Source organism: Flavobacterium sp. AC105, from assembly GCF_979258495.1.
This window is the reverse complement of record NZ_OZ409860.1, coordinates 4,621,833-4,635,039: the sequence shown is the minus strand read 5'-3', so window position 1 is coordinate 4,635,039 and position 13,207 is coordinate 4,621,833. Positions and strand designations below refer to the sequence as shown.

Sequence of the window (13,207 nt, the reverse complement as noted above, 5' to 3'; positions counted from 1 at the left end):
TGCGTTATTAAAAAATCGTTAAGAATTATTAGTAGGTTAAGGTTTACAAAATATAAAATTTAACGTTTTACGTCGATTTTTTGCGTTAGTTTATCGATGAAATATTTTTTTTTTATTTTATTTAACATTATTTTTGAACGGTAAAATAAATTTCGCAACTAGTATTGTTTTTTAGATAAATAATAAATACGTTTACGAACTTATAATAATGAATAGATAATCCCAAATTTATATGAAGAAGTTTATTGCATTTGCAGCAATTTTAACACTAGTAATTGGCTGTGGTAAGTCAGGTGACAAAGGTGAATTGGTTGGTGTTACAGGAGGAAAATGGCATCCTGAAAAACCTTATGGTATGACTTTGGTTCCAGGCGGATCATTTATCATGGGTAAATCTGATGCTGATTTAGCTAATGTAGAAGACGCTCCTACTAAAACCGTGACGGTTCGTTCATTTTATATGGATGAAACAGAAATTACAAACAGTGAGTATCGCCAGTTTGTAGAATGGGTAAAAGATTCTACAATGAGAGTTCGTCTGGCTATTTTAGCTGATGAAACAGGTCAGAAACCTACTGGAGGTAAAGGAAGTAAAGGCGGAAGTATTTCTGATTATGCATTTAATGATTCTGAGCCGGACAAAATGACTGCTTACGATAAATACATGTATGATAATTACTATAGTGTAGGTACAAAAGACGATCCTTATGCCGGAAGAAAACTAAACAAAAAAGTGAAGTTGATTAAAGATACTAAAGCTTATCCGGATGAGTATTACGCTGAAGTAATGGATTCTATGTATTTGCCAATTGAAGAATCATATAATGGTTTAAGAACAATTGATGTAAATAAATTGAAATTCCGTTATTCCTGGATGGATATTCAGGCTGCTGCAAAAGCTAAAGTTGGAAAAAGAAAAGACTTCGTTAAAACAGAACAAGTAAGTGTTTATCCTGACACAACAGTTTGGATTAAAGATTTTGCTTACTCTTATAATGAGCCAATGCACAATGATTATTTCTGGCATAAAGCTTACGGAGATTATCCTGTAGTTGGTGTAACCTGGAAACAAGCAAAAGCATTCTGTGCCTGGAGAACATTAAATAAAAACAGTTATATTAAATCTAAGAAAAAAGGGCGTGATCTTGTAAATGCATTCAGATTACCAACTGAAGCAGAATGGGAATACGCTGCAAGAGGAGGTCTGGAATCAGCTACTTACCCTTGGGGAGGACCTTACACTAAAAGTGACAGAGGTTGTTTCTTAGCAAACTTCAAACCTAACAGAGGAGATTATGCTGCTGACGAAGCTTTATATACTGTTGAGGCTAAATCTTACGAACCAAACGGTTACGGATTATACAACATGGCAGGAAACGTTTCAGAGTGGACAGATTCAGCTTACAATCCAAATGCATATGAATACGTTTCTACAATGAACCCTAACGTAATTGACGGAAACAATCAAAGAAAAGTAGTTCGTGGTGGATCTTGGAAAGATGTTGCTTACTTCTTACAAGTAAGTACTCGTGATCACGAATATGCGGACTCTGCAAGAAGTTATATTGGTTTCAGAACTGTACAGGATTACATGGGAACTCAAACAACAGGAAGCGGAAAAAAGAAAAGTAAATTATAATTTATCAATAACCAAATCGAATCTATTTAAAATTAAAACCTAAAAAAAAGTATTATGGCATTATTAAGTAAAAAAGCAATGAATTTCGCTTATGGTATGGGAGCGGCAGTAGTAATCGTTGGAGCATTATTCAAAATTACTCACTTTGAAATTGGACCATTAACAGGTACATTAATGCTTTCAGTTGGATTATTAACAGAGGCGTTGATCTTTGCACTTTCTGCTTTCGAACCAGTTGACGATGAGTTAGATTGGACTCTTGTTTATCCAGAATTAGCTAACGGTCAGGCTAGAAAAAAAGCGGATAAAGTTGAAACTCCTTCTGATGCCCAAGGATTGTTGTCTCAAAAATTAGACGTTATGTTGAAAGAAGCTAAAATTGACGGTGAATTAATGTCAAGTTTAGGAAATTCTATCAAAAACTTCGAAGGAGCTGCAAAAGCAATTTCTCCAACAGTAGATTCTATTGCAGGACAAAAGAAATATGCTGAAGAAATGTCTATGGCTGCTGCGCAAATGGAATCATTAAACAGCTTATACAAAGTACAATTAGAAAGTGCTTCAAGAAATGCACAGGCAAACAGCGAAATCGCTGAAAATGCTTCTAAATTAAAAGAACAAATGCAATCAATGACTGCAAACATTGCTTCTTTAAACAGTGTTTACGGTGGTATGCTTTCTGCAATGAGTAACAAAGGATAATTAGTTTTTAACTATTATATTAAATTTATTAATAAGAACTAATTAGAAAAAAATGGCAGGAGGAAAATTAACCCCTAGACAGAAGATGATTAACCTGATGTATCTGGTTTTCATCGCAATGTTAGCAATGAACGTATCAAAAGAAGTAATATCAGCTTTTGGTTTAATGAATGAGAAATTTGAAAGCTCAAATACTTCATCAATTCAAACAAATGCGACTTTACTAACTTCTTTAGATCAAAAAGCTGCAGAAGCAAAAGGAGAATTTGCTACAGCTGCAGAAACTGCACATAAAGTAGAAGCAATTACAAAAGATTTTTACGCTTACATTGGAAGTTTGAAAGCTCAGGCTATAAAAGGATTTGAGGTTGAAAAAGAAACTGGAAAATTACCTTATGAAGCGATGGATAGAGGAGATAATATCGACGACTGGTTTACAGGAGAAGGATATACTGCTAAAGGGAAAGACATCATTGCTCATATTGAAAAATATAAAGCAGATATGAAAGCTGCCTTATCTGATAAAAAGTATGCTTTAATTGTTGGAGAAATTGAAAAGAAATTTGATGTTTCTGATGTAAAAAACAAAGAAGGTTTAAAAGATAAGTATTTAGCGTATCACTTCAAAGGATTTCCTGCGATTGCTTCAGCTGCAAAACTTTCAACTTGGCAAAATGACGTTCAAAAAGCAGAATCTGATGTTTACAGTGCTGCTTTAGGAAAAGCTGCTGTTGCTGCTGCTTCTATGAATAATTATCAGGCAATTGTTGTTTTAGATAAAAGTGCTTATTTCCAAGGAGAAAAAGTTACTGGTAAAGTAGTTTTAGGTCGTTATGACGAAAACACAAAACCTACTTCATTCCAAGGTCCTGGACAAATTGTTAACGGACAGGCTGTTATCTCTTTAACTGCTGGTGGTGTAGGAGAGCAAAATATTGACGGTCAATTTACTTTCTTAGAAGATGGAAAAAATATTCCTCTTAAATTTAAAGGAAATTATGTTGTAGTACCAAGACCAAATTCAGCTACAATTTCTGCAGACAAAATGAATGTAGTTTATAGAGGTGTTGTTAACCCAATCTCTGTATCATTCGCTGGTGTTGCTGATAATAAAGTTGCTGCAAGTGCTCCTGGATTATCTTCTGCTGGTAAAGCTGGTAAATATAACATGAGCCCGGGTGCAGGTACTGAAGCTACTATTTCTGTTACAGGTACATTACCAAACGGAGACAAAGTTACAGATAAGAAAACATTTAGAATTAAAGGTATTCCTGGGCCAACAGGAACAATTAGAGGTGAAATGGGTGTTGTTAAAGGACCTAAATCTAACTTAGAAATTGCTACTATTGGTGCTAAATTACTTGATTTTGATTTCGAAGTTGGTTTAGATGTTGTTGGATTTAACTTAAAAATTCCTGGACAACCTACAGTTGTTGTTGCTGGTAATAAATTAAATGCACAATGTAAACAAATTCTTTCAAGAGCTGGAAAAGGAGATCAGGTTACTATTTCTGAAATTAAAACTAAACTTGTTGGAGCTGGTAGCTATTTATTACCAAGAACTGCTCCGGTAATTTTTGAAATACAATAATAAAAGTAGGTAAGACTACGTTCAAAATCTTATAATGATACCACGATGAAAGTAAGAAATTTTTTAATAGCTATTGTTTCTATTGCAGGAGGTTTTGCTTCTAATGCGCAATCGAATTTGCTAAACGCAAAAACACCTGAACAAATAGGACTAAAGACTCCGGCACAACTTATCTCAGACAATGATAAGCCATTAGCTTATGGTTATGTAGATGATAGAGATGTTTTGATGGGAAAAACTACTTGGGAAATCATTGATTTAAATGAAAAAATCAACTTTCCATTATATTTTCCTGTAGATACGGCAAATATTGGTTCTGATAGACGTTCACTATACGACGTATTGACGAAAGCTGTTAAAAACGGCAAAGTAACTGAAGTTTATAGCGACAGTTATTTCAATACTAAAAAATCTATGAAAGACATCGAAGGTGCATTATCACGTATTGACACTACAGATGCTGGTAGAGAATTGATCAACCAATATCCGGATGACTACAAAACTCACGTTGTGAAGAAAAAAGTAGTTACCGGTACAGGTAAAAAGAAAGTTGTTACTTATGTTGATGAAACAGTTGGTGCAACAAGAACAGTTCCTTCTGAGTATATCCTGAAACAGGATCTTACTGCAGCAGATGTTACACAATATAAAATTAAAGGATACTGGTATTTTGACAAACGTCAAAGTGAATTGAAATATCGTTTACTAGGAATATGTCCTGTAACTCCTGACGTTTATACAATGAATAGTGATGAAAAGGATTATATTGAGTTATTCTGGGTTTTCTTCCCAAATGCGAGAGAAGCATTGCACGAAGCAAAAGCATTTAATGACAATAATTCAGCATTGCCAATCTCATTTGATCAAATACTAAACTCCAGACGTTTTAATGCAGTTGTCTACAAGGAAGAGAACATGTATGGAGACAGAGCAATTAGTGATTACATGAAGGATAATGCACAAAACCAATTGTTGGAATCTGAAAGAGTAAAAGAGAAGATTCGTAACTTCGAACAAGATATGTGGAACTACTAAAAGTATTCTAAAACATAAATGAAAAGCCCTTGCTACAAATGTAGTAAGGGCTTTTTGCTTTCATCACTTTAAAGATAACATGCCTGAATATTATTTCTATGTTATCCTTTTAATTCGATAAATAATTATTTAATCAATTTTTAAATATTGTAAGAAAAATAGCAATATAATTTGTAATATTGCGTTGTAATATCTTATAATAATATAATGATGAAATTAAAGAGTTTATTAATAGCGATTATTTTTATTGCTGGAAGTTTTGCTTCTAATGCACAATCTAATTTACTTAATGCCAAAACCGCTGACAAGATTGGCCAAAAAAATGCTGCACAGCAAGTGTCTGATAATGATAAGCCAATGTCATATGGTTATATAGACGATAAAGATATATTGATGGGTAAAACGACCTGGGAAATTATTGACTTGAATGAAAAAATCAATTTTCCTTTGTATTTTCCTGTAGATTCAGCTAATATAGGTGCTAACAGACGTTCCCTATATGATGTTTTGACAAAAGCCATGAAAAATGGCAAAATAACCGAGGTATATTCAGATAGTTATTTCAATACTAAAAAAACGTTGAAAGATATTCAGGGATCATTGTCTCGTATTGATACAACAGATGCGGGTAAAGAGTTGGTTAATCAATATCCGGATGATTATGTAACACGTGTTGTCAAGAAAAAAGTAGTTACAGGTACCGGTAAAAAGAAAGTTGTTTCTTATGTAGATCAAACTGTAGGTCCAACAAGAACAATTCCTGCAGAATATATACTGAAACAAGATCTTACTGCCGCTGATGTTACACAATACAAAGTCAAGGGGTATTGGTATTTTGACAAACGTCAAAGTGAATTGAAATATCGTTTACTGGGTATTTGTCCTGTAACGCCTGATGTTTATACCATGAATAGTGACGAAAAGGATTATATCGAATTATTTTGGGTTTTCTTCCCGAATGCGCGCGAGGTATTACATGAAGCAAAAGTCTTTAATGATGTCAATTCGGCTCAGCCAATTTCCTTCGATCAGATTTTAAATTCAAGACGTTTTAACGCAATGATTTACAAAGAAGAAAATATGTACGGAGATCGTGAGATTAAAGATTACATGAAAGATAATGCACAAAATCAGCTGTTAGAATCGGAAAGAGTAAAAGAGAAAATTCGTGACTTCGAACAAGATATGTGGAGCTATTAAGAACCTAAAATCATATTATAACAAAAACTCTTACTACCTTTGTAATAAGAGTTTTTTACTTATTACACATGTTAGATTATTTAATTATCGGATCAGGATTAGCTGGAATTTCATTTGCTGAAATTGCCCTTAAAAACAACAAATCTATTTTATTGGTTGACAATAAGTCGCAAAATTCATCCAGAGTTGCGGGAGGTTTGTATAATCCGGTAATTTTAAAGCGATTTAGTGAAGTGTGGAATGCACAAGAACAATTGGTTTTAATGGATGATTTTTACAATCAGATAGAAGCTAAATTGCAGACGAAAGTAAATTTTAAGCTTCCTATTCTGAGAAAGTTTTTTTCTATAGAAGAACAGAATAATTGGTTTGCTGCTTCGGATAAAATAAATCTTGCTCCTTTTTTATCTACAAAATTAATTTCCAAAAAATACAATAGCATTGATTCTCCGTACGATTATGGAGAAGTTTTGCATACTGGTTATGTCGATACGGCTTTGCTCTTAGACACCTATAAAGAATACTTAAAAGAGAATAATTTATTGTTAGAAGCGTTTTTTGATCCATCTTTCATTGAATTTTATGATTTCGGAATTCAATATAAAAATATTCAGGCTCGACACATTATTTTCGCAGAAGGATTTGGATTGCATAAAAATCCGTTCTTTAATTACTTGCCATTAGACGGTACAAAAGGGGAATTGTTTATCATAAAAGCTCCTGATTTAAACCTGGATGTTATTGTTAATACCAGTATTTTTATATTGCCGTTAGGTAATGATTTATTTAAAGTTGGAGCTACATATAACTGGCAGGATAAAACCGATTTACCAACTGAAGATGGAAAGCAGGAACTTTTAGAACGCATCAGAGAAATAATTACCTGCGATTTTGAAATTGTTGAACATTTTGGAGGAGTTCGCCCAACCGTTAAAGACAGAAGGCCTTTGATAGGAACACATCACGAACGTAAAATGCTCCATATCCTTAACGGATTAGGAACTCGGGGAGTAATGCTTGGACCTGCTATGGCAAAAGCTTTATACGATAATATAGAAAATGAAATTCCTTTGACTCCTGAAATTGATATAAAAAGATTTCACAAGAAATATTTGAAAACGCTTATTTCTGACCGGCCTTAGGATCGTAAGAAACAAACATATTAATGTACAGGTTTCTGGAAAGTCGCAAAACAAATGGAAATAGCACAATTAGACTAATAACAATTGTCAAAAATGATTGCTCAATTGTAGTTCCAAAAAAGACAAAAGAAATTATAAAAGCCGCAATTCCTACCGCAACATTCAATCCGTAACTCACATACATTGCCCCATAAAAAAACGATGGCTCAATTTGATATTTTAATCCACAATGACTGCAATGATCGTTCATTTTTAGAACTTTAGTCAAATGAAGCGGATTTTTGTCTGAATACATGCTTTCTTTTTGGCATTTTGGACAACTTCCTGTTAAAATACTATTTAGTTTGGATCCTTTTTTTAACATTTGCAAAAAATTAAATTACCCCATTGAATTGGGAGTGTAAATTTACACAATCAATTAGTTATAAAATAACAATACATGCTTAATATACACAATCTTTCGGTTTCTTTTGGAGGAACATATTTATTTGAAGAAGTTACTTTTCGTTTAGGTGCAGGCGACCGAGTAGGTCTTGTTGGAAAAAATGGAGCTGGTAAGTCTACAATGCTTAAAATGTTAGCGGGAGATTTTGCTCCTGACTCTGGAGTTATTTCTCAGGAAAAAGATATCCGAATGGGATTTTTACGTCAGGATATCGATTTTGAACAAGGAAGAACTGTACTAGAAGAAGCATATGAAGCTTTTACCGAAATTAAGATTGTTGAAAAAAAATTAGAACAAATCAATCATCAATTGGTTACCAGAACCGATTATGAGAGTGAAGAATACAGCCAAATCATCGAAGATTTATCTGATTATACACATCGTTTTGAACTTTTAGGAGGTTATAATTATGTAGGTGATACAGAGAAAATTCTTTTAGGATTAGGTTTCAAAAGAGAAGTTTTTAATAACCAAACCGAAACATTTTCAGGAGGTTGGAGAATGCGTATTGAGCTGGCAAAATTATTATTACAGTCAAACGATGTATTGCTTCTGGATGAGCCAACCAATCACTTAGATATCGAAAGTATCATTTGGTTAGAAAGTTTCCTTCGTAATTATCCGGGTGTTGTGGTGATTGTATCGCACGATAAAATGTTTTTGGATAATGTAACGAATCGTACGATTGAGATTTCATTAGGAAAAGCATACGATTTTAATAAACCTTATTCTCAATATTTAGAATTGCGTCATGAAATTCGTGAAAAGCAATTAGCGACTCAAAAAAATCAGGCGAAGAAAATTGAAGAAACAGAAAAATTAATCGAGAAATTCCGTGCCAAAGCATCAAAAGCTTCAATGGCGCAATCCTTGATTAAAAAATTAGATAAAGTAGAACGAATTGAAGTTGATGAAGACGACAATTCGGTAATGAATATCTCTTTTCCGGTTTCAAAAGAACCTGGACGAGTAGTTGTTGAGGCCGAACATGTAACGAAAGCTTACGGCGATAAAGTTATTTTAAAAGATATTGATTTATTGGTAGAACGCGGAAGCAAAATTGCTTTTGTGGGTCAAAATGGCCAGGGAAAATCAACCTTTATAAAAGCTATTGTAAACGAGTTTGAATATCAGGGAAATATCAAATTAGGCCACAACGTACAACTTGGTTATTTTGCACAAAATCAGGCAGAATATCTTGACGGCGAAATTACTTTGCTCCAAACCATGGAAGATGCTGCAATGGATACGAATCGCTCTAAAGTTCGTGATATGTTAGGTTCATTTTTATTTCGTGGCGATGATGTCGAGAAAAAGGTAAAAGTACTTTCAGGAGGTGAGCGTAACCGTTTGGCACTTTGTAAGTTATTGTTACAGCCAATCAACGTTTTGCTGATGGATGAGCCTACAAATCACTTGGATATCAAATCTAAAAATGTTCTGAAAGCGGCACTTCAAAAATTTGGTGGGACTTTATTATTGGTTTCTCACGATAGAGATTTCCTGCAAGGAATGTCGAATATTGTTTACGAATTTAAAGATCAAAAAATAAAAGAATATTTAGGAGATATTAACTATTTCTTAGAGCAGCGCAATCTTGAAAACATGCGTGAAGTCGAGAAAAAAGATATTGTGAAAGCCGCTGCTCCAAAAGAAAATAACAAAACTTCATACGAAGATCAGAAAAAAGGCAAAGCACTTCAAAACAAATTAAGTAAAGTTGAAAGTCAGATTAAACAATTAGAAAAAGACATTCAGCACGACGATAAATTGTTAGCTTCTAGTTATGACAAACATATCGAAGACGCTTCGTTTTTTACGGCTTACAAGAAAAAGAAAAAAGATTTAGATCAATTGCTTCTCGACTGGGAAATCGTTCAGGAAGAGATTGATAATTTCAATCCTTAAAATAATTTTCAGCCTGAGTTTCTATCTTTTTTTTTAAAATTATCTATAAACCTTTGTCAAAGTTCTCGAATTTTGACAAAGGTTTTTTAGTTTTCGGGAGCTACTTCCAGCTTTCCGTTTCAAGTCCTCACTAAAAAAACTATTTTTCTAAACCATAAAACGAGCTTCCGTTGGTCGCTGTTTTCTGGCAAGAAAAATTAGTTTTTTTAGCTCTGGGCTTTTCTCTTCAATCTGGGCTAGGAAAGGGAGTTTCAGGTTTCAAGTTTTCGCAAAAGATATCATTGGGAGGAACGAAGCAACCGCATTTACAAATCAAACTTTGTGTCAATTATTAGTGAGGTTGCTTCGTCCTCGCAATGACAAAAATGAGAGAATAAAAATCTGCTAAAATCCGTTAAAATCTGCGTCATCCGTGTGCCAATAATCCACAAAACAGATTTCAAAAAAACTACTTAATAATTCCAATAGATTTTGAATGCATAATTGCTTCGCTACTTTCTTTAAAATAACAAACCGAAACCTCTAGATTCTCTAAGTTTTTCAAAATAGTTTTCGTTGCTTCTTTTTGATATTTACCTGTTTGTCTAATATAAACCGCTTTTACAGTTACAGGGAATATTTTGCAAATTCGTTCGTATAAAATAGGATCGTGTTGCGAATCATCTCCCAATAAAACATATTTAAGATTGGGATAAAATTCTAAAACGTGTTTTATTTTGTCAAATTTATGATTGTGATTGCCGCGTCCGCTCATGAAAAAATCAGTAATACCGCGTTTTATATCTTTTAATAAAATAACAGCTCTGGGTAATTGGTGTATTTTTGTGAATTTTACAATAAATCGGTACAAATTCCATTCGCTGCTTGAAATGTAAAAGAAAGCATTTTCTTCTTCCTTATTATTTCTTCCCGCTGAACTCAAAGCCTGATAATGCGGAACAACATCTTTGAAAACTTTGCGATCATTTACATTTTTGAAAAGCAGAATATATATTTTTTTAAAGAAATTATGAGTGTGAGAAATTAAAAAAGTGTCATCAATATCGGATATAATTCCCAAATTTCCTTTATGAGGACGAATAAAACTGCCTTTTGAGATTATAATTTCTGATTTATATTTTAAACTGACTTCATATTCCATCCATCCAAAATTAAATTCTTTTTCAAGCGGAATGCAAAATTTAAAATAACCGTCATCTAATGTTTTGGTATGAATTTCCTGTTCGCCATATTTTAGATAAATATCAAAATTTTCGAGCGTTTTTATCCTAAATTGATTAATTACAGAAGTCGCATTTTTAAAGTTTTTCTTCTGAAAATCATAATCATACGTTCTTTTAAAAACATGTCCCATTACAATTAATTCTTGTTCATTAGCATAACCGCGATATAATTGTAGGATTGGTTTCATTAATTGTGTATTTTTATAGTAGACTGTAAATTAATTATTTTAATCGGTATTAAAAATAAAATTTTGAAAAAGAATATCATATTTGTTGTAAATCCTATTTCCGGAGATCTGGATAAATCAGATTTAATCGATTCGGTTCATGAATTTGCAACTACAAATAACTTTAATCTTGTGGTTTTTGAAACTACAGGCAAGAATGATTTAAAAGAAATAAAATCAATATATAACGAAAATTTACCAGAAAGAATTGTTGTCGCCGGTGGTGACGGAACGATAAAAATGGTTGCTGAAGCGATGGAGGAGCACGATGTGATAATCGGTATTTTGCCCGCTGGTTCTGCAAACGGTTTATCTGTCGATTTAAATCTGCCGCTTACAATTGAAGAAAATTTAAAAGTTGCTTTTTTACATCATTATATCGAAATGGACATGATTTGCATCAATGGCAAAAAAAGTATTCATTTGAGTGATATTGGTATCAATGCAGATTTGGTTAAAAATTATGAAGAAAGCAATTTACGTGGTTTTTGGGGGTATGCTTTACAGGCTTACACCACGCTTAAAGATTCTGCAGCGCCATTTGTAGCGACAATTACGGCTAACAATAAAACTGTTGAGCATACAGCGAGAATAATTGTTATTGCCAATTCTCAAAAATATGGAACCGGGGTTACCATCAATCCAAATGGAGCCATGAATGACGGAAAATTTGAATTGGTTATTCTAAAAAGTCTTGATTTATTTCTGCTCGGAAAAATTATTACGGGAAATATGCCAATTGATTCGGATGATATTGTAATTATTTCGACAGATAAAGCTACTATAAAAACGGATTATCCTGTTAATTTTCAAATTGATGGAGAATATTGCGGGGCACAAAGTGACTTGGAAATTCATATTCTGCACAAGCAAATGAAAATTGCAATTCCTTAAAACTAAAATTTAACTTTGACAAAGTTTCAAAACTTTGTCAAAGATTTATTTAAACGGATTTCGTTCCTGCCACTCTGTTTTAGGTTCGAGGTAATTAAAAAATCGACCAATATTATGGTTAATCAAAGCATTTGTATGTGTAATTAAACCATACATTTTTACAGGTTTTGCACCAACGGAACTTTTAATTTCAAGTGCAGTTCTGGCGAAAACAATTTCTTTAAATCCCTGATTGATCGAATAGGCAATCATGTCATATAACATGTTTAAATATAACATTTTTTCGCGCTGTACGCTTTCATCATATCCTAAAAAATAGGTATCCATTACGGTTCCATTTTTTATTAAGGTATTAAAACCGATGAGTTTTCCATCAAGAAAATAACCATAAAGTAAAAAGTTATCTTTCATGATTTCTTTAAAAAAGCTAAAATGATTTCTGGCTAAAAAGAAGGTATTGAAGGGCGCATTTTTTGCAACATGAAAATAAAGATCATAAATAACATCTTCATATTTTTGAATATCAGAAAGAGACATTTTTTGTTTTTGGATTCCGTCAGCTTTTTTTCGAGAGCGTTTATACTGATCGCGATATTTTTTTGATAAAGCATCAATATAATCCTGTTCTGTTTTCCAACTTTCATTGATTTTAAAAATCATATTGGGCTGAGTTGAAAACGTATAATTGTTTTTAAATTCAGCTTGCAAGGGTTCAATTTCTGTTGCAGTAAAATCTTTTATACTGGTAATGTGTACTTTTTTTCCAGTTGCTTTCAGCTCTTTTTTAAGCTGATTAATTGCTTTATGAAGTGTTTTAATGGCTTTTGGCTGCTTTATATTTTTGTCAAAAGCAAAAGCATTCTGGCCCGTAAGCATATTATTACCAACGAATAATACATGAGAGGCAAAATTTTTGAAAGCAAAATTACGGACAGATGTTTTTAAACATTGATCTCGTTCTCCAAACGATTCTAATTTTTCAGCAAATAAAAACTGCGTTAATGCAATTCCTACAAGTTTTTCTTCTTCAAAAATTCCGATAAAATGACAAATCATATTTACAGGAGAAGAATTTTCGAGGATTTCGAGATATTCTCTTGTCAAAAAAATGTTGTCAGGCGTTAGCAAGTTCCATTCTGAAGGCAGTAATGACGCGCTATTGTATATTTGAAAAGAATAAGTTGTATTCAAAAGAGTGAGC

11 protein-coding genes are annotated in these 13,207 nt (G+C 32.9%); 8 read left to right on the top strand and 3 right to left on the bottom strand.

Annotated features, from left to right (window positions below; all coding sequences use genetic code 11):
* Positions 1-232: 232 nt before the first annotated feature.
* The 6 genes from porK to ACZ0AH_RS19120 all read left to right on the top strand — a co-directional run bounded on the left by porK (position 233) and on the right by ACZ0AH_RS19120 (position 7,309).
* Positions 233-1,639, top strand: a complete 1,407-nt coding sequence (gene porK, locus ACZ0AH_RS19145) for a T9SS ring complex lipoprotein PorK/GldK (RefSeq protein ID WP_463477367.1) — start codon at positions 233-235, stop codon at positions 1,637-1,639.
* A gap of 54 nt (positions 1,640-1,693) precedes the next feature.
* On the top strand, positions 1,694-2,341 hold the full coding sequence (gene porL, locus ACZ0AH_RS19140) for a type IX secretion system motor protein PorL/GldL (RefSeq protein ID WP_463477366.1): 648 nt from the start codon (positions 1,694-1,696) through the stop codon (positions 2,339-2,341).
* Positions 2,342-2,393: 52 nt separating this feature from the next.
* Positions 2,394-3,932, top strand: coding sequence for a type IX secretion system motor protein PorM/GldM (gene porM / locus ACZ0AH_RS19135; protein ID WP_463477365.1), 1,539 nt, complete (start codon positions 2,394-2,396; stop codon positions 3,930-3,932).
* Between the two features lie 45 nt (positions 3,933-3,977).
* A complete protein-coding gene (gene porN / locus ACZ0AH_RS19130) occupies positions 3,978-4,967 on the top strand; it encodes a type IX secretion system ring subunit PorN/GldN (protein ID WP_463477364.1) in 990 nt (329 codons plus the stop codon).
* Positions 4,968-5,177: 210 nt separating this feature from the next.
* Positions 5,178-6,167 (top strand): type IX secretion system ring subunit PorN/GldN, encoded by a 990-nt coding sequence (gene porN, locus ACZ0AH_RS19125; protein WP_463478121.1) that lies wholly within the window; start codon positions 5,178-5,180, stop codon positions 6,165-6,167.
* A gap of 68 nt (positions 6,168-6,235) precedes the next feature.
* Entirely contained in the window at positions 6,236-7,309 is a 1,074-nt protein-coding gene (locus tag ACZ0AH_RS19120) for an NAD(P)/FAD-dependent oxidoreductase (protein WP_463477363.1), read from the top strand.
* Here the strand turns inward: ACZ0AH_RS19120 and ACZ0AH_RS19115 are convergent.
* Complete coding sequence (locus ACZ0AH_RS19115) at positions 7,290-7,673, bottom strand: DUF983 domain-containing protein (RefSeq protein ID WP_463477362.1); 384 nt, start codon at positions 7,671-7,673, stop codon at positions 7,290-7,292. The genes ACZ0AH_RS19120 and ACZ0AH_RS19115 overlap by 20 nt on opposite strands.
* Before the next feature lie 75 nt (positions 7,674-7,748).
* On the opposite strand from ACZ0AH_RS19115, the gene ACZ0AH_RS19110 reads away from it, so the two are divergent.
* Complete coding sequence (locus ACZ0AH_RS19110) at positions 7,749-9,662, top strand: ABC-F family ATP-binding cassette domain-containing protein (protein WP_463477361.1); 1,914 nt, start codon at positions 7,749-7,751, stop codon at positions 9,660-9,662.
* 448 nt (positions 9,663-10,110) lie between these two features.
* On the opposite strand, the gene ACZ0AH_RS19105 is transcribed toward ACZ0AH_RS19110, so the two are convergent.
* Entirely contained in the window at positions 10,111-11,073 is a 963-nt protein-coding gene (locus ACZ0AH_RS19105) for an App1 family protein (protein WP_463477360.1), read from the bottom strand.
* Positions 11,074-11,136: 63 nt separating this feature from the next.
* Here ACZ0AH_RS19105 and ACZ0AH_RS19100 point away from each other — a divergent pair, with 63 nt between their 5' ends.
* Positions 11,137-12,006: a diacylglycerol/lipid kinase family protein gene (locus ACZ0AH_RS19100; protein WP_463477359.1), complete on the top strand. Its 870-nt coding sequence runs from the start codon at positions 11,137-11,139 to the stop codon at positions 12,004-12,006.
* A gap of 45 nt (positions 12,007-12,051) precedes the next feature.
* Here ACZ0AH_RS19100 and ACZ0AH_RS19095 read toward each other — a convergent pair whose 3' ends face one another.
* Complete coding sequence (locus tag ACZ0AH_RS19095; RefSeq protein ID WP_463477358.1) at positions 12,052-13,197, bottom strand: GNAT family N-acetyltransferase; 1,146 nt, start codon at positions 13,195-13,197, stop codon at positions 12,052-12,054.
* Positions 13,198-13,207: the final 10 nt, after the last annotated feature.

Bases quoted from the DNA above. Each gene is read 5' to 3' on its own strand.
- ACZ0AH_RS19120 (WP_463477363.1), top strand. From the start codon at position 6,236: ATGTTAGATTATTTAATTATCGGATCAGGATTAGCTGGAATTTCATTT.
- ACZ0AH_RS19105 (WP_463477360.1), bottom strand. From the start codon at position 11,073: ATGAAACCAATCCTACAATTATATCGCGGTTATGCTAATGAACAAGAA.
- porN (WP_463477364.1), top strand. From the start codon at position 3,978: ATGAAAGTAAGAAATTTTTTAATAGCTATTGTTTCTATTGCAGGAGGT.
- ACZ0AH_RS19110 (WP_463477361.1), top strand. From the start codon at position 7,749: ATGCTTAATATACACAATCTTTCGGTTTCTTTTGGAGGAACATATTTA.
- ACZ0AH_RS19115 (WP_463477362.1), bottom strand. From the start codon at position 7,673: ATGTTAAAAAAAGGATCCAAACTAAATAGTATTTTAACAGGAAGTTGT.
- porM (WP_463477365.1), top strand. From the start codon at position 2,394: ATGGCAGGAGGAAAATTAACCCCTAGACAGAAGATGATTAACCTGATG.
- porN (WP_463478121.1), top strand. From the start codon at position 5,178: ATGAAATTAAAGAGTTTATTAATAGCGATTATTTTTATTGCTGGAAGT.
- porK (WP_463477367.1), top strand. From the start codon at position 233: ATGAAGAAGTTTATTGCATTTGCAGCAATTTTAACACTAGTAATTGGC.
- porL (WP_463477366.1), top strand. From the start codon at position 1,694: ATGGCATTATTAAGTAAAAAAGCAATGAATTTCGCTTATGGTATGGGA.